The organism is Streptomyces sp. TG1A-8, from assembly GCF_030499535.1.
Classification (GTDB): domain Bacteria; phylum Actinomycetota; class Actinomycetes; order Streptomycetales; family Streptomycetaceae; genus Streptomyces.
On the sequence record NZ_JASTLB010000001.1, the window covers coordinates 824917 to 846119 of the forward strand.

Here is a 21203-nt window from a genome sequence, read left to right on the forward strand (position 1 = left end):
GGCCGCGCTCCGCCTCCGGGCCCCGGGGGAGGCCTGACGCGGCAGACGAGTGATCGCAGGGGACCAGGTGTGCGATGCTCGTCGCGTGACGAGCGAGCCCGTGCCCCCTGTGGACACCCCGTCCGGCGCCGACCCGGTGGCGCTGGCCGAGGTCGTGGCCCGGCAGCGCGCCGAGCTGGAGCGGCTGCGCGACCAGGCCGCGACCTCGGCCGTGGTGGAACGGGCCAAGGGCGCTCTGATGGCGATGACCGGATGTTCCCCGGACGCGGCGCACGAGGAGCTGCTGCGGCGTGCCGGGGCCGGCCCGCGCACCCTCCTGGAGGAGTGCTGGATCACCCTGGGCGCCCTGGCGCCGCCGGAGGGGCGGGACCCTCGCACCGTGCCGGCGGTCCCGGGCCCGTCCTCCGCGGCCGGCCACCGGGAGGCCGCCGGCGCCGGCGACGTCGCGGAGGCGCTCGGCCGAATCGGTCGGGACCTGGCCCAGGCCCGCTCGCCCCAGGAGCTGGCCACCCGCCTGCTGCGCCACCTGGCACCCGAGGTGGGCGCCGACGCCGTCCTGCTGTACGAGCTGCGGCCCGGGGGCGGGCTCGAACTGATCGGGAGCGCCGGCCTGGACGCCGCCCTCGCCGCCCAGTGGCGGCGCGTACCGCCGCTGGGCGGCGTGGCCGCGCTGGAGGCCCTGCGGGAGCGTGCGCCGCGGTGGCTGGAGGATCCCGCCGCGGACCGGAAGCGGTACCGGCTCATCGGGGAGCCGTCCGGACGGTGGCGGTCGCGGGCCTGGCTTCCGGTTCCGGCCGGGGACACGACCACGGTCGCGCTCGGCGTGCTGCGCCGGGCCGAAGGGCCCTTCGAGTCGCGCGCGCGGGAACTGCTGCCGGCCGTGGCCCGGTTGTGCGCGGGCCGGCTGCGCGCCTTCGACGCCTCGCAGGAGCCCGCCGGCGGCTCCGTCGCCCGGACCGTCCAGGCCGTGCTCGACGCCCTGCCGGGCGCGACGATCCTGCTGACCCCGCTGCGCGCCCCCTCGGGCGCGGTGGAGGACTACCGCATCGACGCCGCGGCCCCCGGCGCCGTCGACGTGTTCGGCCGCGCCGGCCGTGACATGGTCGGCCGGCACGTCCTGGAGAGCTACCCCTCCGTCGCCGGGGAGCCGCTGTGGCACGGCTACCTGGAGACGCTCGCCACCGGAGTGCCGTTCGAGAGCGAGCCCTTCGCCCACCAGGACGTCCTCGACGGGGTGCCCGTGACCGCGACCTACACGGTGCGCGCGGCGGCGCTGGGCGCCGGACTGCTGGTGACCTGGGCGCGGCACGACGCGGTCGGCCGCCAGGAGCAGCGCCTGGCCGACGTGCAGCGGCTCGGCAACCTGGGCTGGGCCAACTGGAACCTGGTCACCCGGGAGACCGACTGGTCCGCGCAGACGTACGCCGTCCTCGGCCGTGACCCGGCCTGCGGCGCCGTCCGCCTCGAAGCGCTGCCGGACCTGGTGCTGCCCGAGGACGCCGGAGCCATGGCCGAGGCCATCGCCGGGCTCGTCCGCCGCGCCCAACCCTTCGACGTGCCCTTCCGCATCCAGGACTCCGGGGGCGTACGGCACCTCAGGATGGTCGCGGAGGCCGTCACCGAGCCCAACGGCACGCCCGCCGAGGTGCACAGCTTCGTCCAGGACCTCACCGCGCAGCGCAGCGCGGAACTCGCGCTGGTGGAGAGCGAGCGCGCGATGCTGCTGCAGCGCGGGGTCCTGCAGGCCGAACGGGCCCTGGCCGGCCGGCTGCAGCACGCGCTGCTGCCCCTGCCCGGCAAGCCCCGGCTCCTGGCCGGACTCCGCGTCGAGGTCGCCTACCTGCCCGCGCAGTCGGGGATCCACGTCGGCGGCGACTGGTTCAGCGCCGTCGAACTGCCCGACGACGCCGCGCTGTTCGTGGTCGGCGACGTGGCGGGCCACGGCATCGACGCCGTGGCCACGATGGCCCAGCTCCGGTTCATGGCCAAGGGCATGGTCAGCACCGGCTCCTCGCTGACCGGGGCGCTGGGCCGGCTCAACCAGCTGCTGCTGCACTCGCGGGACGGCCAGACCGCCGCCACCATGGTCCTCGCCCGCTACCACCCCGAGCAGCGCCTGCTGGCCTGGGCGCAGGCCGGCCATCCGCCGCCGCTGCTGGTGCGCGACGGCCAGGTGCGCTACCTCGACCGGCCCGGCGGCATGCTGCTCGGCGCCACCGCGAACCCCGCGTACGACTCCGCCGAGATCCGCCTGGAGCCCGGCGACCGGCTGCTGCTGTACACCGACGGACTGGTCGAGCGCCCCGGCGAGGGCATCGACACGGGCTTCGCCCGGCTGGCCGACGCGGTCCGCGCGCACGGGAGCGCGGAGAGCGGCTCCCTGGAGGCGCTGCTCGCCACGATGCTGGCGGACGAGCGGCGCGACGACGTGTGCGTGCTGGACATCCGGATGCCGCTGGAGGAGTAGGGGACCGGGACGGCGCCCGGGGCGCGGCGGAGCCGCGTCAGGCGGGGTCGAACGCCCCCTGGGCGAACCGGCCCAGGGACTTGGTCAGCGCGTGGACGAACGCCTCCCGGGCCTCCTCCGGCAGGGCGTCCAGGGACAGGTAGGGGTTGAGGTCCTCCAGCTCGACCAGCAGCAGTCCGCCGTCCGGGGTGCGGCAGGCGTCGACGCGCTGGACGCCGTAGTCGAGGCCGTTCCAGTCGATGAAGCGCCGGGCGAACTCCAGGTCGGCGGCGGTGGCCGAGTACGGTGCCAGCTCCCAGCGGCGCCCGGGGTCGGGGGCGTGGAGGGCGTACTGGAAGTCGTCGTCGACGAAGTAGAAGGAGACTTCGTGAACGAGGTCGACGCAGGGCTGGATGAGGAATTCCCCGTCGGCGAGGGGGGTCCCGGCGAGCCGGCCGGGGGACAGGACGCGCAGGCCGAAGGAGTCGGCGCCGAGCTTCGGCTTGACCACGTAGCGGTCGGCCGCCGGCAGCCGGTGCAGGTCCTCGGCGCGGTCGACGGTGGGGATCACGGGGAGGCCGGCGGCGGTGAGGTCGAGCAGGTACTGCTTGCCCGCCATGTCCGCCTTCCCGGTGAGCGGGTTGTACACGCGGGCCCCGCTGCCCAGCGCGTGCGCGCGGAAGGCCTCGTACTCCTTCCGGTAGCCGAGGACCGGGCCGCTGTTGCGGACGACCACGGCGTCGAAGGCGTCCATCAACGCGGTCGCCTCCCCCGGGTGGCACAGGGCCAGGTCGAAGTGGGCGCGCAGCCGGGAGGTGAGGTGGATGTCCTCGTCGCAGTAGCGGCGCCCGCGGGCCTCGTACGCCAGGTCGGTGACGTAGAGCAGGCGGGGGCGGGCGACGGACATGCGGGATCTCCTTGGACGGGCCGGTGCCGGCGGCGGTGCCGAAAGGTTACGCCGCAGGGTGCGGGCGGTTGCCGGTGCCCCTGCCGACCGGCTGTCCGCCGGCTGCCCGTGCGGTGCGCCCCGGCCGTGGGCCGTCCCGCCGGCGTCGGGACGTCCCACGGGACGGCGGTGGAACAGCGGCGGAACGGCGGCGGGTGGAGCACTCGGTTCCCTCCCGCACGGCGTGGACTGCACTGAGTGCCATGGGGCCCGCGCGGGTGCTACGTTCCCGTCCATGAGCTCCAGCAGCGCGGCGCCGACCGCGAAGCCGCCGATGCGGGACGCCCTGGTCGCGGCGGCCTTCCGGCTCTTCCTGGAACGCGGCTACGAACAGACCACGGTGGACGACATCGTGGCCCTGGCCGGGGTCGGCCGGCGCTCGTTCTTCCGCTACTTCCCCTCCAAGGAGGACGTGGTCTTCCCCGACCACGAGCGCTGCCTGGCCGACATGACCGCCTTCCTCGCCACGAGCGACGAGGAGGCCGAGCCGGTGGGCCGGGTGTGCGACGCGGCGCGGACGGTGCTGCGCGTGTACGCGGAGAACCCGGCCTTCTCCGTGCAGCGCTACCGGCTCACCAGGAAGGTGCCGGGGCTGCGCGCCTACGAGCTGTCGGTGGTGTGGCGTTACGAGCGCGCGCTCGCCTCGTACCTGCGCGGGCGCTTCGCCGGGCGGCCCGACGGGGCGCTGCGCGCCGACGTGGTCGCGTCCGCGGTGGTCGCCGCGCACAACAACGCCCTGCGCTCCTGGCTGCGTTCGGACGGCAAGGGCGACGCGGCGGCCGGGGTGGACCACGCCCTCGGGTACGTGCGGGCCGCGTTCGGCCGGTCCGCGCACGCCCGCTCGGCCCCCGCCCGCTCCGCGCCCGCCCGCTTCGGCCCCGGCCACCGGGAGCCGGCGCCCTCCGGCGCGCCGCACGCGCCGCAGGAGGACGTGGTCGTCGTCGTGGCCCGCCGGAACGCGCCCCTGTGGCAGGTGGTGCGGGAGGTCGAGACGGCGCTGGGCCGGGCCTGATCCCGCCGCGCCGGGCACCGCACGGGGCCCGGGAGCACCGGCCCCTCACGGATTGGGGGTACGCAGTGCCTTTACGAGTGACACTGAGTGCCATACCCTGTCGGCGTGCACGACGGCACGGCCGCCGCGCACACGCGTGCCCGGTTCGCGTCGGCACGCGGGTTTCCGGCCGAGCGCAGGGAGTTGACCAGCGTGTACCACCACTCAGCAAGCGTCTCGCAACCGGCGGCCGGCTCCGCGGCGGGTGTCCTCGACCCCGCGGCCGCGGACTCCAAGGACGCCATCGTCTTCCAGCGCTGCACCTGGTGCGGCACCGCGATGTACCACCGGCTGCTCTGCCCCGTCTGTCAGGGCAGTGACCTGCGCACGGAGCGCAGCGGGGGCGTCGGCACGGTCCGCCACTCCACCGTGGTGCACCGCAGCACCCCGGCGGCCCGCAACGTGTCGCTGATCGAGATGGCCGAGGGGTTCGTCGTACGCGGCCGGGTCATGGGCCCGCCCATCGGCATCCACAGCGGCGACCGGGTCCGCCTGTCCACGGCCGAGGACCCGGTGCGGGGCGAGCCGGTGTTCCAGCTGGCCGACGAGCCGTACCGGGCCTGGACCTGAGGGAGTCCGCCCGCCGGGGGCTCTCAGGACCCCAGGGTCACCCGGATCCCCACCGTGCCGTCCCGGCCGCGGCGCAGGCGGCTGCCCAGCAGGGTGAGGCGGCCGGCGACGCCGTACTTGCGGGTGAGCAGGGTGCGGTAGCGGGCGGTGGTGGATGCGTCGGCGATCTCGGCGGTGGCCGGGAGCTGGTCGCCGGTGGGGTGGCCGCGCACGTCGCAGGGGCCGACGAGGACGTCGGGGCGACGACGGATCCGTTTGACCTTCCCGCTGCCGGCGGCCGTCCACACCCCGAGGGTGTCGCCGTCCCGGACCACCCACACCGGGGTGGCGACCGGGCTGCCGTTCTTGCGGTAGGTGGTGACGAGCAGGTACTTGCCGGCGCCGAGCCGGTCCAGCCGCGTGTCGTCCATGCCGGGAGTCTAGTGGTTCGCCCCACGCCGTCGACCGGGTCACCGACGCGCCGCCCCGCGGTCGGACGCACGCGGTGCCGCGGGTTCCCCGGCCCGCCCCGGCGCCGGGGAACTACTGTCGCGAGCATGGTCGAACACGATGCCCTGAGTGCCACCCGCGAGGCCTACGACGCCGCCGCCCCCGTGTATGCGCAGCAGTTCCGCGACACGCTGCGCGACAGGCCGCTGGACCGCGCGGTCCTGAGTGCCTTCGCCGAGGTCGCGCGCGCCAGTGGGGACGGCCGGGTCGCGGACCTGGGGTGCGGCCCCGGCCACGTCACCGCGCACCTGGACGAGCTGGGGCTGGCGGCGTTCGGCGTCGACGCCTCTCCTGCGATGATCGCGCTGGCCCGACGGGCCTATCCGGCCCTGCGGTTCGACGTGGGCTCGATGGCCGCACTGGACATCGCCGACGGCGTGCTGGGCGGCGTGCTCTCGCGGTGGTCCGTCATCCACACTCCGCCGCGGGAACTCCCCGCCGTCCTGGCCGAGTTCCACCGCGTGCTGGCACCCGGCGGCCACCTTCTGATCGGCTTTTCGGCAAGCGAGGGTCCGTCCCGCCCGACCCAGGTCTTCGATCACGCGGTCGCGCCGGCCTACCGGTGGTCGCCCGATCACCTCGCCGGGATGCTGCGCGGGGCCGGGCTGGTCGAGGTGGCCCGGATGGTCCGCGAGCCCCAGCCCACCGACCGGCGGCAGTTCCAGGAGGTCCACCTCCTCGCCCGCAAGGCCCGGTCCGGGGCTGCCTGACCGGGGCGCCGGGCCGGGCGCCGGCGGCGGTGAACGCCGCCGGGCCGGGCCGCGTACTCAGGGGCGGGCGCCCGCGACCGGAGGGCCCCGCGGTGCCGGTACGGACACCGCACGTCCGGGGTTCGGGAGCCATGCATGAGGCACGCACGACGACGGGTCGTCCGGCGGGTGGCACGGCTGGCGGCGGTCGGCGGACTCCTCCTGGGAGGCGCGATGGTCGCGCAGGCGGCCATGGCGGGCGAGCCCTCCCCCGGGTCCGCCGGGGCACCGGGTCCGGCCGGTCCGGCCGCGGACCCCGGTCCGGCACTGGTGGCACGGCTCGGCACGGCGCGGACGGCGGGCAGCTGGATCGGCGCCGACGGACGCGCGGTGGTGGCGGTGACCGACTCCGCGGCGGCGCGGACGGCGCGGCGGGCGGGGGCCGGGGCGAAGCTCGTGCGGCACAGCACGAACGAGCTGAGGTCGGCGACCGACACGCTGCGTTCGGCCCCGCGGGTGGCGGGCACCGCGTGGGCGGTGGACTACCGGACCAACCGGGTGGTGGTGCGGGCGGACCGCACGGTGTCGGCCGCCGACTGGTCCCGGCTGAGCCGGACCGCCGCGGACATCGGCGGTTTCGTGCACGTGGAACGCACCGAGGGCACCTTCACCACCCGGCTGAACGGGGCCCGGCCGATCCTGTCGGCCCAGGGCCGCTGCTCGGCGGGCTTCAACGTCACCGACGGGCGCCGTGACTTCATCCTGACGGCCGGTCACTGCGGGCCCGCCGGATCGGTCTGGTTCGCCGGCGGCCAAGGCGGCGGGCCGTTGGGCAGGACGGTGAACAGCGGCTTTCCCGGGACCGACTTCTCGCTCGTGCGGTACGACTCCGGCAGCGCCGGCGACGGCGCCGGCGTGGTCGCGACCGGCGGCGGCCAGGGCGTGCGGATCACGGGGGCGGCCGATCCGGCGGTGGGGCAGCGGGTGTTCCGCAGCGGCAGCACCAGCGGGCTGCACGGCGGCCGGGTGACCGCGCTGAACGCGACCGTGAACTACCCCGAGGGCACGGTGACCGGACTCATCGAGACCACCGTGTGCGCCGAACCGGGCGACAGCGGCGGCCCGCTGTTCGCCCGGGGCGTGGCGCTGGGGATCACCTCGGGCGGCAGCGGCGACTGCGTCACGGGCGGTACGACGTTCTTCCAGCCGGTGACGAAGGCGATGGCGGCGCTGGATGTCCGGCTGATCGTGCGGGCACGCGGCGCGGGCGGCGCACCGGGCGCCTCGCCGTCCCCCGCGCCCACGGCGACGGCCGCCCGGGGCGCGGCCGCCTCAGGTGCGGCCTCCCCCGGTTCCGCGGCACCGGTCACCGGCGCCGCGCCGGGACGGTCACTGCGGGCGCGGCTCACCGGCACCCGGAGCGTGGGCCCCGGGCTGCTGGTCGTCGCGGGCAGCCTGCTCGCCCTCCTCGCGACCCGGTACGTCCGGGCCGAGCAGGACCGCAGGGCGTACCGGCGCCACTACCGGGCGAACTGGGGCTGAGGGACGACGGGGTCGGCGGCAGGGATCAGGGGCCGTCCGGCCCCGGAGGTACTGCGAGAAGGGCGCCCGTGCACCCACGGGTGCCCGGGACGGTGCGGCGCCGCGCGCCGGCCGGCTGCTTTCAGGCCGCCCGGCGGGAGCGCGGGGCCGCGGCGGCCCACTCCATCACGAGGCGCTGGTACTCCGCGCGCTGCTCGGTGGTCAGTGTCCCGCCCGACCGGCGCCACAGGGCCCGGATCTCCTCGTTGACCTCCGCGGCCGATCGCTCGGAGACGGTTTCAACAGTGGTGGACATGGTGTGAAGCATATGCCGGAGGAGGTGAAGGCCGCGTGAGCAAGTGCCCTCGATACGGACATTCCGGACCGTGTCCCTCATCACGTCAAGATCTCAAGCGGAGGCGGGAGTTCGGGTCGCGGACCGCGCCGGACGGGCGCGGCCCGCGACCCGGGACACGGGCTCAGGTGCCCGGCTTGCGGCCGTACACGAAGACGTCGTCGCCGTTCCTCAGCAGCGACCAGTACTTCTTGGCGTCCTTGGTGGTCATGTTGACGCAGCCGTGGGAGCCCGGCGGGTTCCACATGCTGAGGCCCACCGAGTGGAAGGCCTGGCCGCCGTCGAAGAACTGGCTGTAGGGCATCGGCACGTCGTAGACGGTCGAGACGTGGTCGATGTGGCGCCAGTAGATCTTCTTCGAACCGGTGCGGGTCTCGTAGCCGTTGCGGCCGGTGCGCACCGGCACGGGCCCGTAGACCAGCTTGCCGCCGTCCTGGATCCAGCTCAGCTGGAGCGTGAGGTTCACGCAGGCGATGCGGCCCTTGTTGACCGGGCACTTGCCGTCCTTGTTCGGCTTGTTCCCGACGGCCTTCTGCTTGTTCATGAGGTTCATCACGCCCCAGGTGACGGGGCCCGCGTAACCGATGTCCGGCGTGATGCCGTGCCTGTCCTGGAAGGCCTGGGTGGCCCTGCAGTCGGTGGTGGACTGCTTCCCGTCGACCGGCCGGCCGAGGAACCCCTCCACCTGCCTCTGGTACGGCCCCGCCTGCGTGGTGCAGCTCGCCGCCTGGGCCGGTGCCGCCGTGACGGCGAGCGTGAGCGGTGTCACCAGGGCGGTGACCCCCAGTGCCACGGCGCCCCGTCTGCGTATGTCCCCCATGCCGGCTCCTCCCTTCTCCCCTGTGTCCGGGGCTCCCCCCGGACCTTTCCCTGCGCGGTTCCCGCGGTGTCGGACTGCTAGACCTCTCGGCGGGCCCGACGGTTGTGGTTCCGGCCAGGTTGTCACGAAACGGTGGGTCGCGGCCGCCGGGACCGGGGCGGGTGACGGGCACGGCCTGCCCCGCCGAGCGCCCGGGAGCGGTCGTGGAGGGGGCGGCGGGGCCGCGGCGAGCACCGCGGCAGGGGGCTGTACGTCCCCGCGCGCCTCCGGGTCGCCGGGGCCCCTCACCGGGTCACGGCCCGCCGGCCCGGTTCAGTGGCCGCGCTTGACCCACTCCTGCAGGTGGGGTGCCTCGGCGGCGATGGTGGTGGGGTCGCCGTGGCCGGTGAGGACCCTGGTTCCGGGCGGGAGGGTGAGGAGCCGGTCGCGGATCGAGTCGATGATCGTCGGGAAGTGGGAGTAGGAGCGCCCGGTGGCGCCGGGGCCGCCCCGGAAGAGGGTGTCGCCGGTGAAGACGGTGGCCAGCCCGGGGTCGTGGAGGCAGACGGCGCCGGGCGCGTGGCCGGGGGTGTGCAGGACGGTCAGGTCGGCGCCGGCCGCCTCGATGACCTGGCCGTCGGTGAGGTACCGGTCGGGGTCGCGGTCGGGGTGGGTGAGCTTCCACAGCGGCAGGTCGTCGGGGTGCAGCCAGATGACGGCGCCGGTGAGGTCGGCGAGGGCGGGGGCCGCGTCGATGTGGTCGTTGTGGGCGTGGGTGCACACGATGGCGGTGAGCCGGCGGTCGCCGACGGCGCGGGCGATGGCCTCGGCGTCGTGGGCGGCGTCGATGACGACCACCTCGTGGTCGTCGCCGACGATCCACACGTTGTTGTCGACGTCCCAGGCGCCGCCGTCGAGGGTGAACCGCCCGGAGGTGACGAGGTGTTCGATGCGGGCGGTCATCACAGCACCACCACCGAGCGCAGCACGTCGCCCTGGTGCATCCGCTCGAACGCCTGCTCCACCTCGTCCAGTCGGACGGTCTCGGTGACGAAGGCGTCCAGCGGCAGCCGGCCCTGCAGGTGCAGGTCGATCAGCATGGGGAAGTCGCGGGAGGGCAGGCAGTCGCCGTACCAGCTGGACTTGAGGGCGCCGCCGCGGCCGAAGACGTCCAGCAGCGGCAGTTCGAGCTCCATCCCGGGGGTGGGGACGCCGACGAGGACGACGGTGCCGGCGAGGTCGCGGGCGTAGAAGGCCTGCCGGTACGTCTCGGGACGGCCGACCGCCTCGATGACGACGTCCGCGCCGAAACCGCCGGTCAGCTCCCGGACGGCCTCGACCGGGTCGGTCCCGGTGGAGTTGACGGTGTGGGTGGCGCCCAGCGTGCGCGCCTTGTCCAGTTTGCGGTTGTCGATGTCCACGGCGATGATCCTGGCCGCGCCGGCCAGGTTCGCCCCGGCGATGGCCGCGCCGCCGACGCCGCCGCAGCCGATGACGGCGACGGTGTCGCCGCGGCCGACTCCGCCGGTGTTGATCGCGGCGCCGATGCCGGCCATCACCCCGCAGCCGAGCAGTCCCGCCACGGCCGGGGAGACCGCGGGGTCGACCTTGGTGCACTGCCCGGCCGCGACGAGCGTCTTCTCGGCGAAGGCGCCGATGCCGAGGGCCGGGGAGAGTTCCCGGCCGCTGCCGGCGAGGGTCATCCTCTGCCGCGCGTTGTGGGTGTCGAAGCAGTACCAGGGGCGCCCGCGCAGGCAGGCGCGACAGGCGCCGCACACCGCACGCCAGTTGAGGACGACGAAGTCACCGGGTGCCACGTCGGTGACGCCCTCGCCGACGGACTCCACGACACCGGCGGCCTCGTGGCCGAGCAGGAAGGGGAACTCGTCGGAGATGCCGCCCTGTTTGTAGTGCAGGTCGGTGTGGCAGACGCCGCAGGCCTGGACGCGTACCACGGCTTCCCCGGGCCCCGGGTCCGGGATCACGATCGTCTCGATCCGCACGGGCTCGTCCTTGCCCGGTGCGATCACGCCGCGTACTTCCTGCGCCATGGCCTGGCCCTTCCCCTCGACATGCCTTCGCCCCCGACCCTACGCGCGAGGAATCGGCGGGGGCACGGACCACGACGGTGATCGTGGATCTTTCCGGCCACCGCGCACCCTCGGACGCCGGCCGCTGCGGCGGGGCGGCGGGGCGGCGGGGCGGCGGGGCGGTCACGGGGGCCGCCCGGCGGGGCGGCCCCCGTGACCGTGCGGGGGTCAGGCCCTGAGGCCGGGCAGCAGGCCGGTGGCGGGGGCGACCGGGCCGGTGAGCCGGTTGAGCTGGTCCAGGTCGCGGAGGTGGACCAGCCCCTGGAGCTGTTCGGTGAGGCGGGGGAGGCCGGTCTGGTTCTCGGCGGAGGCGTCACCGCGGTCGACCGGGTCCAGCGTGCCCGCCAGGCCGGCCCGCCCGCTGTGCGGCGCGCCCGCGCCGGCCGCGTTCGCCAGCGGTGCGACCAGGGCGCTCAACCCGACGGCCAGTGCGACGGCGGCGACGATGCGTCGTGTTGGGATCATGTCTCCGGCAACGGCGCCGCACACCCGCCGGACACGGCCGCGGGGCCGCGCTCACCCGTCAGGCGGAGCACGCTGCGCCCGCCGCCGGGCGCAGCGGCCCCGGCGGGCGCCGGAGGGGGACCCGGGCGGCCGGCGCGGCGGCGGGGGCCGCTACCGCCGCGGCAGCCGGTGCAGGGTCACGTCGGTGAGGGCGCCGTGCGCGAGCGTCGCCGTGAGGTAGGTGCAGTGGGGCTGGCGGCGGCGGTCGGTCGGGGAGCCGGGGTTGAGCAGCCGCAGGCCGCCGGGGGCGACGGTGTCCCACGGGATGTGGCTGTGGCCGAACACCAGGACGTCCAGGCCGGGGAAGCGGGCCGCGCAGCGGGCCTCCCGGCCCTGGGCGGGGCCGGTCTCGTGCACCACGCCGAAGCGCAGGCCGTCGAGTTCGGCGTGGGCCACCTCGGGCAGCCGGGCGCGCAGTTCGGGGCCGTCGTTGTTGCCGTACACGGCGACCAGCCGGCGGCTGCGGCTCTCCAGCAGGTCGAGGGTGGCGGTGTCGACCCAGTCCCCGGCGTGGAACACCACGTCGGCGTGCGGGAGTTCGGCGAGCAGCGGGTCCGGGAGCCGCTTGGCGCGCTTGGGCAGGTGGGTGTCGGACACCAGGAGCAGGCGCACGACGCCGGCCTAGGCGGACCGGGACGTCAGGCGGCGGATCGCGCGGACGGCGCCCAGGACGGCGGCGCCCGCGCCGAGGACGGTGGCGGCCGGGTGCCGGACCAGGATCTCCTGCCAGGAACGGGCGTGGGCGCTGTCGTCGAAGACACCGTGGGCTCCCTGGTCGTCCTCGGGCCGCCGGTCGGCCGGTTCGAAGAGGTTGTCCAGGCCTGCCGGGGGCATGCGGTCGGTCTGCTGGGAGTCGAAGCCGGTGCGGGCCAGGTAGCGGTCGAGCGGGGCCGGGGCGATGCGGTTGGCCCAGAGGGTGGCGACGGTCGTGGCGCCGACGTAGTACTGCTTGCGGCGCGGGTGGTCGGCCGCGTGGGCCACGCCGCGCGCGGCGACCTCGGGCTGGTAGATCGGTGGCACCGGCATGGGGTGCTTGGGCAGGCGGGAGCGCACCCACTGGAACTGCGGCGTGTTGACGGCGGGCATCTGGGCGACGGTGACGTGCACGTTGCTGCCGCGGTGCAGCAGTTCGACGCGCAGGGAGGAGGTGAAGCCGTTGACGGCGTGCTTGGCCCCGCAGTACGCCGACTGCAGCGGGATCGACCGCTCCCCCAGGGCCGAGCCGACCTGCACGATCGTGCCCGCGTCGCGCGGCAGCATCCGCTTGAGCGCCGAACGCGTGCCGTTGACGAAGCCGAGGTAGGTCACCTCGGTGACGCGGGCGAACTCCTCGGCGGTGATCCCGTCGAAGGGGGCGAAGACGGTGGAGAAGGCGCAGTTGATCCACACGTCGATCGGGCCGAACGCCTCCTCGGCGGCGTCCGCGGCCGCCTCCACCCGGGCGGCGTCGGCCACGTCCGCGACCTGTACGAGGGGGCGTCCGCCGAGCGCCGCCACCTCGTCGGCCGCCGCCTCCAGACCGCCCTTGCCGCGGGCGATGAGCACGACGTCGGCGCCGCGCCGGGCGTACAGGCGGGCGGTGGCCCGTCCGATTCCGGCACTGGCACCGGTGATGACGACGGTCTGGGGCATGCTCGGTTCCTTTCACCCTCGGTCCACGGCGGACGGTGCCGCCGGCACGGCGGCGGCACCGGCGGGCGCGCCGGCCACGCCGGTACCGGTCGCCGCGTCCGTACCGCCGGCCTCCCGCGCTCCGCCCTTCCCGGACGTGCGGGTACCCGCCTCGGGCGCGGCGCAACGGGGGTGCGGGTGCCCGTCCCGGGCGCGGCGCACCGACCGTGACCCGCCCCGAGAGGTATACAGGCCGAGCTGAACAGTTTGGACTGGACAGCCTTCCCTGACGTTCCTAGGATCGGGGGCATGGATCGCATCTCGGACTCCGCCGTCCGCTCCGCACGCGACCTGCGCGTGGTGTTCAGCCGGCTGCGGCGCCGCATCCGCGAGGTCGCGCAGGACTCCGACCTCACCCCGCCGCAGGAGTCGGCGCTCTCCCTGGTCGGCAAGCACGGTGCGGCGGCGGCCAGTGCCCTCGCCGCCGCCGAAGGCGTACGGCCGCAGTCCATGGCGACCACGCTGGCCGCCCTGGAGCAGCGCGGACTGATCCGCCGCGCCCCCGACCCGGACGACGGCCGGCGCCAGCTCGTCACCCTCACCGAGTCCGGCCGGGCCCGCGTGGAGGGCAACAAGCAACTGCACGGGGAGTGGCTGGCCCGCGCCTTCCAGGACCGGTACACCGAGGAGGAGCGGCAGACGGTCCTGCGGGCCCTGGAGCTGATGGAACGGCTGTCGCAACCGTGATACCGAGGCCCACCGGACGCACCGCCCGCGGTGCGCGCCCCTCCCCCGCCGGGTTCGACCGCCGCCTGATCGCGCCGATGGCGCTCGGCTCGGTGCTGAACCCGGTCAACTCCTCGATGATCGCCGTGGCCCTGGTGCCGATCGGCATCGCCTTCGGCGCGCCGCCGGCCGAGACGGTCTGGCTGGTGTCGGCGCTCTACCTGGCCACGGCGGTCGGACAGCCCGTCATCGGGCGCCTGGTGGACATGTACGGCCCGCGCCGGCTCTACCTCACCGGGACCGCCCTGGTCGGCGTCGCCGGTGTGCTGGGCGCGCTCGCACCCTCGCTCGGCGTGCTGACGGCGGCCCGCGTACTGCTCGGGTTCGGGACGTCGGCCGCGTACCCGGCGGCCATGCGGCTGACCCGCGGTGAGGCCGAACGCACCGGGCAGGACAGCCCGGCGGGCGTGCTGGCGACGCTGGCCGTCGCCGGCCAGACCGTCTCCGTGGTGGGCCCCGCGCTCGGCGGCCTGCTCATCGGGCTGGCCGGCTGGCGTGCCGTCTTCACCGTCAACGTGCCGCTCTCCGCCGCCTGCCTGGTGCTCGGCGCGCTGCGGCTGCCGAGGACGCCCGGACAGCGGCACCGGGGGGTGGACCTGCCCGGCATGGCCCTGTTCGCCGCGCTGCTCGTCGCGCTGATGCTGTTCCTGATGGACCCCGTCCCCCGCCACTGGTACCTGCTCGCCCTGTTCGCCGCCGCCGGCACCGCGTTCGCGGTGCGCGAGCTGCGGGTGCCGGACCCCTTCGTCGACCTGCGGGTCCTGGGCGGCAACGGCCCGCTGCTGGTCACCTACCTGCGCCAGCTCCTGGCCTACACCACCGCCTACGCCTTCATGTACGGCTACACGCAGTGGCTGGAGGAGGGCCGCGGACTCAGCGCCTCCACCGCCGGGCTCGCCCTGCTGCCGCTGTCGGTCGCCGCGCTCACCGTCTCCACCCTCACCGGCCGCCGCGAGGCGGTGCGCGCCAAGCTGCTCACGGGCTCCGTCCTGCAGATCGCCGGCAGCGCCTGCCTGCTCCTGGTCCGCGCCGACAGCCCGCTGTGGCTGCTGCTCGCGGTCGGCGTGCTGCTCGGCCTGCCGCAGGGACTCCTCGGCCTGGCCGCGCAGAACGCCCTGTACCGGCAGGCCGACCCGGAGCGGATCGCCTCGGCGGCCGGCTTGCTGCGGACCTTCATGTACCTCGGCGCGCTGGGCGCCTCCGCCGCCACCGCGGCGTTCTACCCCCGTCGCGCCGACACGGCCGGGCTGCACGGCCTGGCCCTCTTCATGCTCGCCGGCTCGGCCCTGCTGCTGGCGGCGACCCTCCCCGACCGTTCACTCGGCCGGCTCACCCCCCGAAAGGCCTGATCCGCACATGTCCGTCACCACCCTCGACCCCCGCACCGCCCTCGTCGTGATCGACCTGCAGAACGGCATCGTGGGCATGCCCACCGAGCCGTACGCCGCCTCGGACGTGGTGGCCCGCTCCGTCGAGCTCGCCGACGCCTTCCGCTCCCGGAACCTCCCCGTGGTCCTGGTGCGGGTCTCCTTCGCGCCCGACGGCGCGGACGCGGTCCCCGGCCGCACCGAGCGCCAGGCACGCGGCCTCTCCTTCTCCGAGGGCTGGGACGCCGTCGTCGACGAGCTGTCCGGCCACCCCGGCGACATCCACGTCACCAAGCACAACTGGAGCGCCTTCCACGGCACCGACCTGGACGTCCAGCTGCGCCGCCGCGGCGTCACCCAGGTCGTGCTGACCGGCATCGCCACCAGCATCGGCGTGGAGTCCACCGCCCGCGACGCCTACGCCCACGGCTACCACGTCACCCTCGCCACGGACGCCATGGCCGACGGCGACGGCGAGGCGCACCGGGGCAGCGTCGAGCGGATCTTCCCGCGGCTCGGCGAGTCCGGCACGACGGCGGAGGTCCTGCGACTGCTGGCCGGCACCCACGCCTGACGGCCGACGGCCCGGTCCCCTGCGCGGGCGCGCACGCGTCCGTACGGGGGGCCGGGCCGGCAGCCGGCCGCGCGGACCGTGCCCCGGGACGGCGCTTCAGGTCCGGCCGCCGCCACCGCCGCCGAAGGACCCGCTGGAACCGGGCGACCAGCGCCGGCGGCTCTGGTCGTCGGCGCGCCTGGTGCCGCCGTTGCCGAGCTCGTGGGGGGTGAGCCGTTCGCTCTCGTCCGTGGCCCGGGGCACCTCGTCGGGCTCGCGCGCCTCGCGGGTCTCGTGGACCGGACCGGACGGCGGCATCGTGGGCTGCTCCTCGGGCGTGGGCGGGGCGGGCTCGCGTTCGCGCACCTTGATGCCCAGCCGGAAGGCCCAGATCAGTCCCGCGACGACGGCCACCCCGGCGACGAGGATGAGGACGTAGCCGAACTTCTGAGCGCCCGATGCTGCTTCGTACATCGCTGTGTCCATGGGCGCCGGGTACCCGCAGCCGCGCTTCGGATGCCCGGACCTGCGCGGGCCGGCCGGTCGGCGCGGCCGGATGCGCCCGCCCGCCGCCGCACGCGGTCAGCCGTCCGTCGCGGCCGCCGCCCGCTCCACCTCGGCCTCGACCTCGGACCGCGCCCTGCCGGTCTCCTTGGCGTACTCGCCCACCGCGCCCTGCGCGTCCCGGGCGAGGTCCCGCCAGGCGCGCAGGGCGGTCTCGTAGGTGCCGGACTGGGCGCCGGTCATCCCCCGCTCGGCGGGCGGGCCGTAGGTGTCCCGCAGCTCCTCCACCATGCGCTGTGCCGCGTCGGCGGCCCGCTGCTTCTGCACCAGTTCCTCGAAGGTGTGTGCCACGTCCACCGACCCTAGGCGCCGCCCGCGCGCGCCGCATCCGACCTGCCGTGGGCGGGTGCCGTCCGCACCCGTGTGGCGGCTCAGCCGTCGGGCGCCAGATCCGCCCACACCTGTTTGCCGCCGCTGACCGGCACCGTCCCCCAGGCCACCGACACCGCCTCCACGAGCAGGATGCCCCGGCCGCCGGTGGCCTCCCAGCCGATGCTGGTGGGCTTGACCGGGCTGCGCGGCGAGGTGTCGGCGACGGCGAGCCGCACCCGCTGGTTGACCAGGCTCAGGTCGAGGCGGACCTGGCCGCCGGTGTGCACGAGGGCGTTGGTGACCAGTTCGGACACGACCAGGAGGGCCGCCTCCGCCGTGTCCCGGGACACGCCCCAGGTGCGCAGGGTGCGCCGGGTGAAGCGGCGGGCGTGCCGGACGGCCTCGGGGACCCGCCACACGGTCCAGCTCTCGCGCAGCGGGCGCACGGCCATGCCGTCGTAGCGCACCAGCAGCAGGGCCACGTCGTCGCCGCGGTGGGCGTCGGTGAGCAGGGCGTCGGCGACCAGGCCGAGGTGGCCGGGGTCGGCGGCGGCGAGCCGGCGGGCGAGGCGGTCCATGCCGGCGTCGATGTCGGAGCCGGGGGACTCCACCAGGCCGTCGGTGGTGAGGGCGAGCACCGTGCCGGGCTGCAGCCGCAGCGGGGTCATCGGGAAGTCGGCCTGGTGCAGCACGCCGAGCGGGGGGCCGCCCTCGGCCTCGACGACGCGGGTGGAGCCGTCCGGGTGGCGCAGCACGGGCTGCAGGTGGCCGGCGCGCACGCACAGGGCGGTGCCCTGTTCCATGTCGATGTCGACGTAGCAGCAGGTGGCGAACAGGTCGGTCCCCATGTCCAGCAGCAGCCGGTTGGCGTGCGCGGCGACCACGTCCGGCGGGTGGCCCTCGGCGGCGTAGGCGCGCAGGGCGGTGCGCATCTGCCCCATCAGGGTGGCGGCGCCGGCGTTGTGGCCCTGGACGTCGCCGATGACGAACGCGACGTGGTGGTCGGCGAGCGGGATGACGTCGTACCAGTCGCCGCCGACGTCCAGGCCCTCGTCGGTGGGCAGGTAGCGGGCGACGGCGACCGCGCCGGGCAGCCGGGGCAGGCGGCGCGGCAGCAGGGTGCGCTGGAGCATGCCGACGAGTTCGTGCTCGGCGTCGAAGGCGTGGGCGCGCAGCAGGGCCTGCCCGGCGAGGCCGGCGCAGACGGTGAGCAGGGCGCGCTCGTCGGGGGCGAACTCGTGCGGGCGGTCCCAGCCGATCAGGCAGGCGCCGGCCATGCGGCCGCCGGCCGGCAGCGGCAGGACGGCCAGGCCACCCGGGCCGACCTCGGCGAGCGCGGGCTCCAGGTTGCTGCCGGCGGGCCAGATGCGGGCGCGGCCCCCGCGCAGGGCGGCGGCGAGGGTGGGCATGGAGCGCACCGGAGCGTCGGGCCACTCGGTGCGCCACTCGGTGCGCCACAGCTCGGGCCAGGCCTCCGGTTCGGGCGGATCGAGGACGGTGACGACCAGACGGTCGTTCTCCAGCTCGGCGAGGGCGATCCGGTCGGCCCGCAGGGGCTTGCGCAGGGCGGCCACGACGGCCCGGCCCACGTCCTTGACGGTGCCGGCGGTGGCGAGGGCGGCGGCCAGCCGCTGGACGCGGGCCACGTCGGTGGCGCCGGAGCGCAGGGTGGAGGCGTCCGCGACGGTGCCCACCAGGCGGGCCGGGCAGCCCGCGCCGCCGAGCAGCAGCCGGCCGCGCAGCCGGAGCCACCTGGGCGGCCCGGAGGGCTGCAGGACGCGGAACTCCAGCTCGCGTTCGCCGATGGACATGTGGTCGGCCTCGACGACGGACATCAGGGCGGGCAGGTCCTCGGGCACGGTGAGCCCGAGCAGGGTCTCCACCCGGTCGTCGAACTCGCGGCGACCGATCCCGAAGAGGCGCAGGAGCGCGTCGCCGACCTCGATCCGGCCGGTGTCCATGGCCAGGCTGAAGGCGTCCTCGGGCAGCTCGCCGTCGGCCGCGCCGGGCGGGGCGGGGACGGCGACCGCCCGGACGATCAGCTCCAGGCAGGCGCGGTCCTCGCCACCGAAACCGCCGGGCTGCTCGCTGACGGCGAGCAGGCAGCCGCCGCCGGCCGCGCCGAGCGGCAGGACCGCCAGGGAGAAGCCCGGGAACGGCGTCCGGCGCGCCTCGGCGGAGCCGGCCAGCTCCGCCGGGTCCAGCCACAGCGGCCGCCCGGTGCGGTGGACCTCGGCGACCGGGGAACCACCGGCCGCCGGATAGCCGTTCCGCAGGCCGTACAGGGTGCGCGGCAGGCCCGCCGACTCGGCCAGGCACAGTGAGGAGGGGTCGCTGCCGGGCGTGTAGACCCCCACGAACGCCGCTCCGGCGAAGACCAGCGCCTGTTCGAGGACGCGGCGCAGCCGGTCGGGGGACGGGGGCGCGGCGGTGAGCGTGTCGAGGGCATGTTCGGCACGCTCGGTCCTTGTGCCGCGCACCGCAGCACCCTCACTGGCCACGTTCGTCATTACAGCGCGTATGAGGCGTCCGCGCAGCCCCTGCGACCGCCGCCGGACCCCGCCGGACCTCCGCCGCCCGCCCGGGCGGGCGGCGGAGGTCCGGCGGGGGTCCGGCGGCGGCGCCTAGGCGGACGCGGTCCGGATGCCGCGGCTGCAGGTGGCCGCCACCGCGGCGACGGTGACCAGCAGCGGGAAGACCAGCATCGCCGTGCCGGCGGGCCAGCGGGCCAGCAGCGCCCCGGCCAGGGCGGGCGCCAGGGCGGCCGCCGAGCCGGCCGCCAGCAGGACCACGCTGACCACGCGTCCTTGCAGGTGGTCGGGGGTGACGGCGGCCTGGTGACCGAAGAGGGAGGCGTTCGCGGTGGGGCCGAGGAACACCGCGGCGGCCAGGGGCACGGCGGCCAGCACGCCGGTGGTCAGCAGCGTGCTCACCGCCATTAGGGCGGCCGTGGTCCAGCACAGCAGTGTGATCAGGGTGGGCAGGCGCAGCCGCCGCTGGAGGGCCGGGGCGGCGAAGGCGCCGAGGAAGCCGCCCAGTGCGAAGATCGTGCCGGCGAGTCCGACCAGGAACGGCGGGACGCCCGAGTCCCTGAGCGAGAGGGTCATCGCGAAGATCATGCCGGTGAAGGCCATGTTGAGCGGGGCGGCGATCAGGAGCAGCGTCCGCAGGAACGGGTGGCCCAGCACGAACCGCACCCCCTGCCCGGCGGACGCGCCGGCGCCCTGCGCCTTCGGCTCCCGGAGCTGCTGCAGGGGCCGGCGCACGCACACCACGGCGGCCAGCGACAGCAGGAAGCTCAGGGTGTTGCCCAGGAAGGGCAGGGCCCGGCCGACGCCGAACAGCAGACCGCCCAGCGGCGGGCCGGCCAGCGACGTGCCGTAGGCGCGCGCCTCGTTGCGGGCGACCGCGGTGGCGATCTGGTCGGGACGCACCAGGTTGCGCACCGCGGCGTGCTCGGCCGTGCTGAACAGGGCGGTGGCGGCGGCGCTGCCGGCCACCACCGCGAGGATCACCGGCAGGCCGGCCGCGCCCGCCAGGACGGCGCAGGTGAGGAGGGCGTACGCGGCGATCCGGAAGGCGTCGCAGGCGATCATCAGCCGGCGCCGGTCGAAGCGGTCGGCGAGGACACCGGCCGGCAGTCGGCACACCATCGTGGTGGCCAGCCCGACGGTCCCGACGAGCCCGGCTCGCGCGGGGGACCCGCTCTGCTGGAGCACCAGCAGCGGCAGCGCCAGGTCGGCCATGGAACCGCCCAGGTCCGACAGGCACTGACCGCTCCACAGCAGGGTGAAGTCCCGGTTGCGCCACAGGCTGGGCGGCCGGCCGGTGACCGGTGTGCCGGCGGCGTCCTCGGCGAGCGGCGGCCGGGTCACACCGGCTCCGCCGTGCCGGTCACGTCCACCGCGGCCGGCACGGGCGAGGTGCCCGGTGCACCGGCGGTGGACGCCGCGCCCGCCGTCCCGGGCGGTGCCGTCGCGGCCGTCGCGGCCGTCGTGGGGACGACGAGCATCTTCGTCACGGAGCCGTCGTCGCCGACCACGTCGCGCACGTGGCGGAAGCCGAGGCGGCGGCACATGGCCAGGCTCGCGGCGTTGTCGGCGCCCACCATGCCGTAGGCCTGCGCCAGTCCCAGGTTGTCGGCGGCGTGCCGGAGCAGGCCGCGCACCACCTCGCCGCCCAGCCCGTGGCCCCAGTGGGCGGGGGCGAGCGCGGTGACGAGTTCGTGGCCGTCGACGTTGCCGGTCCTCTTCACCTCGGCGTGACCGACGTACGCGCCCTCCAGCCACAGGCCCCACACGTCGAAACGGCGCTGCGGATAGACGTCGTCGAGGATCGCCCGGAACAGCTCGCGGATGTCCGCCTCGGGCACCCGCTCCTGCCCCATCCAGCGGCACACCTCCTCGTCGCCGAGCAGGGTGACGAAGCAGTCCTCGTGCTCGGCCCGGTACGGGAGGAAGTCCAGGCGCTCGGTGCGCAGTACGGGGGTCATGGCAGCTCCTCGAAAGGTGTCGCGGTGCGGTGGGGGCCGAGGGCGGTGGGGCGCCGGT

General features: G+C 75.7%; 22 protein-coding genes. 8 read left to right on the forward strand and 14 right to left on the reverse strand.

Annotated elements, in window-relative coordinates; translation table 11 throughout:
- Window positions 1-109 precede the first annotated feature (109 nt).
- Window positions 110-2467: a SpoIIE family protein phosphatase gene (locus QQY24_RS03320; protein WP_301976124.1), complete on the forward strand. Its 2358-nt coding sequence runs from the start codon at window positions 110-112 to the stop codon at window positions 2465-2467.
- A gap of 37 nt (window positions 2468-2504) precedes the next feature.
- Here QQY24_RS03320 and QQY24_RS03325 read toward each other — a convergent pair whose 3' ends face one another.
- Window positions 2505-3353 (reverse strand): hypothetical protein, encoded by an 849-nt coding sequence (locus QQY24_RS03325; protein WP_301971155.1) that lies wholly within the window; start codon window positions 3351-3353, stop codon window positions 2505-2507.
- 274 nt (window positions 3354-3627) lie between these two features.
- On the opposite strand from QQY24_RS03325, the gene QQY24_RS03330 reads away from it, so the two are divergent.
- Entirely contained in the window at window positions 3628-4404 is a 777-nt protein-coding gene (locus tag QQY24_RS03330) for a TetR family transcriptional regulator (RefSeq protein WP_301971156.1), read from the forward strand.
- 192 nt (window positions 4405-4596) lie between these two features.
- Window positions 4597-5013: a Zn-ribbon domain-containing OB-fold protein gene (locus QQY24_RS03335; protein WP_301976125.1), complete on the forward strand. Its 417-nt coding sequence runs from the start codon at window positions 4597-4599 to the stop codon at window positions 5011-5013.
- Window positions 5014-5036: 23 nt separating this feature from the next.
- Here QQY24_RS03335 and QQY24_RS03340 read toward each other — a convergent pair whose 3' ends face one another.
- Window positions 5037-5423 carry a PPOX class F420-dependent oxidoreductase gene (locus QQY24_RS03340; protein ID WP_301971157.1) on the reverse strand — a complete coding sequence of 129 codons (387 nt, stop codon included), beginning with the start codon at window positions 5421-5423 and terminating at the stop codon, window positions 5037-5039.
- Between the two features lie 126 nt (window positions 5424-5549).
- Here QQY24_RS03340 and QQY24_RS03345 point away from each other — a divergent pair, with 126 nt between their 5' ends.
- Window positions 5550-6212: a class I SAM-dependent methyltransferase gene (locus QQY24_RS03345; protein WP_301971158.1), complete on the forward strand. Its 663-nt coding sequence runs from the start codon at window positions 5550-5552 to the stop codon at window positions 6210-6212.
- A gap of 135 nt (window positions 6213-6347) precedes the next feature.
- Complete coding sequence (locus QQY24_RS03350) at window positions 6348-7733, forward strand: S1 family peptidase (RefSeq protein ID WP_301971159.1); 1386 nt, start codon at window positions 6348-6350, stop codon at window positions 7731-7733.
- 121 nt (window positions 7734-7854) lie between these two features.
- Here the strand turns inward: QQY24_RS03350 and QQY24_RS03355 are convergent, their stop codons facing one another.
- The 7 genes from QQY24_RS03355 to QQY24_RS03385 all read right to left on the reverse strand — a co-directional run bounded on the left by QQY24_RS03355 (window position 7855) and on the right by QQY24_RS03385 (window position 13092).
- Window positions 7855-8040, reverse strand: coding sequence for a hypothetical protein (locus QQY24_RS03355; RefSeq protein ID WP_301971160.1), 186 nt, complete (start codon window positions 8038-8040; stop codon window positions 7855-7857).
- 151 nt (window positions 8041-8191) lie between these two features.
- Window positions 8192-8887 (reverse strand): L,D-transpeptidase, encoded by a 696-nt coding sequence (locus QQY24_RS03360; RefSeq protein WP_301971161.1) that lies wholly within the window; start codon window positions 8885-8887, stop codon window positions 8192-8194.
- Window positions 8888-9199: 312 nt separating this feature from the next.
- Entirely contained in the window at window positions 9200-9829 is a 630-nt protein-coding gene (locus tag QQY24_RS03365; protein WP_301971162.1) for an MBL fold metallo-hydrolase, read from the reverse strand.
- Complete coding sequence (locus QQY24_RS03370) at window positions 9829-10917, reverse strand: S-(hydroxymethyl)mycothiol dehydrogenase (RefSeq protein ID WP_301971163.1); 1089 nt, start codon at window positions 10915-10917, stop codon at window positions 9829-9831. The genes QQY24_RS03365 and QQY24_RS03370 overlap by 1 nt, the downstream gene beginning before the upstream one ends.
- A gap of 207 nt (window positions 10918-11124) precedes the next feature.
- Window positions 11125-11421: a hypothetical protein gene (locus QQY24_RS03375; protein ID WP_301971164.1), complete on the reverse strand. Its 297-nt coding sequence runs from the start codon at window positions 11419-11421 to the stop codon at window positions 11125-11127.
- A gap of 150 nt (window positions 11422-11571) precedes the next feature.
- Complete coding sequence (locus QQY24_RS03380) at window positions 11572-12072, reverse strand: metallophosphoesterase (RefSeq protein ID WP_301971165.1); 501 nt, start codon at window positions 12070-12072, stop codon at window positions 11572-11574.
- 9 nt (window positions 12073-12081) lie between these two features.
- Window positions 12082-13092, reverse strand: coding sequence for an SDR family oxidoreductase (locus QQY24_RS03385; protein WP_301971166.1), 1011 nt, complete (start codon window positions 13090-13092; stop codon window positions 12082-12084).
- Between the two features lie 288 nt (window positions 13093-13380).
- On the opposite strand from QQY24_RS03385, the gene QQY24_RS03390 reads away from it, so the two are divergent.
- The 3 genes from QQY24_RS03390 to QQY24_RS03400 are packed head-to-tail and all read left to right on the forward strand — an operon-like array spanning window position 13381 to window position 15798.
- Entirely contained in the window at window positions 13381-13818 is a 438-nt protein-coding gene (locus QQY24_RS03390; protein WP_301971167.1) for a MarR family winged helix-turn-helix transcriptional regulator, read from the forward strand.
- Window positions 13815-15206 carry an MFS transporter gene (locus QQY24_RS03395; RefSeq protein WP_301971168.1) on the forward strand — a complete coding sequence of 464 codons (1392 nt, stop codon included), beginning with the start codon at window positions 13815-13817 and terminating at the stop codon, window positions 15204-15206. The genes QQY24_RS03390 and QQY24_RS03395 overlap by 4 nt, the downstream gene beginning before the upstream one ends.
- A gap of 7 nt (window positions 15207-15213) precedes the next feature.
- A complete protein-coding gene (locus QQY24_RS03400; protein ID WP_301971169.1) occupies window positions 15214-15798 on the forward strand; it encodes an isochorismatase family protein in 585 nt (194 codons plus the stop codon).
- A 96-nt stretch (window positions 15799-15894) separates the two neighbouring features.
- Here the strand turns inward: QQY24_RS03400 and QQY24_RS03405 are convergent, their stop codons facing one another.
- From QQY24_RS03405 to QQY24_RS03425, 5 genes are all read right to left on the reverse strand, one after another.
- Window positions 15895-16263, reverse strand: a complete 369-nt coding sequence (locus QQY24_RS03405) for a DUF6479 family protein (RefSeq protein WP_301971170.1) — start codon at window positions 16261-16263, stop codon at window positions 15895-15897.
- A gap of 96 nt (window positions 16264-16359) precedes the next feature.
- Window positions 16360-16632: a hypothetical protein gene (locus QQY24_RS03410; protein ID WP_301971171.1), complete on the reverse strand. Its 273-nt coding sequence runs from the start codon at window positions 16630-16632 to the stop codon at window positions 16360-16362.
- Window positions 16633-16712: 80 nt separating this feature from the next.
- Window positions 16713-19163, reverse strand: a complete 2451-nt coding sequence (locus tag QQY24_RS03415; RefSeq protein WP_301971172.1) for a SpoIIE family protein phosphatase — start codon at window positions 19161-19163, stop codon at window positions 16713-16715.
- Between the two features lie 114 nt (window positions 19164-19277).
- Complete coding sequence (locus tag QQY24_RS03420) at window positions 19278-20528, reverse strand: MFS transporter (protein ID WP_301971173.1); 1251 nt, start codon at window positions 20526-20528, stop codon at window positions 19278-19280.
- Window positions 20525-21145, reverse strand: coding sequence for a GNAT family N-acetyltransferase (locus QQY24_RS03425; protein WP_301971174.1), 621 nt, complete (start codon window positions 21143-21145; stop codon window positions 20525-20527). The genes QQY24_RS03420 and QQY24_RS03425 overlap by 4 nt, the downstream gene beginning before the upstream one ends.
- Window positions 21146-21203: the final 58 nt, after the last annotated feature.

Coding starts and splice junctions, on each gene's coding strand:
- QQY24_RS03325 (WP_301971155.1), bottom strand. CDS start 3,353: ATGTCCGTCGCCCGCCCCCGCCTGCTCTACGTCACCGACCTGGCGTAC.
- QQY24_RS03330 (WP_301971156.1), top strand. CDS start 3,628: ATGAGCTCCAGCAGCGCGGCGCCGACCGCGAAGCCGCCGATGCGGGAC.
- QQY24_RS03340 (WP_301971157.1), bottom strand. CDS start 5,423: ATGGACGACACGCGGCTGGACCGGCTCGGCGCCGGCAAGTACCTGCTC.
- QQY24_RS03345 (WP_301971158.1), top strand. CDS start 5,550: ATGGTCGAACACGATGCCCTGAGTGCCACCCGCGAGGCCTACGACGCC.
- QQY24_RS03350 (WP_301971159.1), top strand. CDS start 6,348: ATGAGGCACGCACGACGACGGGTCGTCCGGCGGGTGGCACGGCTGGCG.
- QQY24_RS03355 (WP_301971160.1), bottom strand. CDS start 8,040: ATGCTTCACACCATGTCCACCACTGTTGAAACCGTCTCCGAGCGATCG.
- QQY24_RS03360 (WP_301971161.1), bottom strand. CDS start 8,887: ATGGGGGACATACGCAGACGGGGCGCCGTGGCACTGGGGGTCACCGCC.
- QQY24_RS03365 (WP_301971162.1), bottom strand. CDS start 9,829: ATGACCGCCCGCATCGAACACCTCGTCACCTCCGGGCGGTTCACCCTC.
- QQY24_RS03370 (WP_301971163.1), bottom strand. CDS start 10,917: ATGGCGCAGGAAGTACGCGGCGTGATCGCACCGGGCAAGGACGAGCCC.
- QQY24_RS03375 (WP_301971164.1), bottom strand. CDS start 11,421: ATGATCCCAACACGACGCATCGTCGCCGCCGTCGCACTGGCCGTCGGG.
- QQY24_RS03385 (WP_301971166.1), bottom strand. CDS start 13,092: ATGCCCCAGACCGTCGTCATCACCGGTGCCAGTGCCGGAATCGGACGG.
- QQY24_RS03390 (WP_301971167.1), top strand. CDS start 13,381: ATGGATCGCATCTCGGACTCCGCCGTCCGCTCCGCACGCGACCTGCGC.
- QQY24_RS03400 (WP_301971169.1), top strand. CDS start 15,214: ATGTCCGTCACCACCCTCGACCCCCGCACCGCCCTCGTCGTGATCGAC.
- QQY24_RS03405 (WP_301971170.1), bottom strand. CDS start 16,263: ATGGACACAGCGATGTACGAAGCAGCATCGGGCGCTCAGAAGTTCGGC.
- QQY24_RS03415 (WP_301971172.1), bottom strand. CDS start 19,163: ATGACGAACGTGGCCAGTGAGGGTGCTGCGGTGCGCGGCACAAGGACC.
- QQY24_RS03425 (WP_301971174.1), bottom strand. CDS start 21,145: ATGACCCCCGTACTGCGCACCGAGCGCCTGGACTTCCTCCCGTACCGG.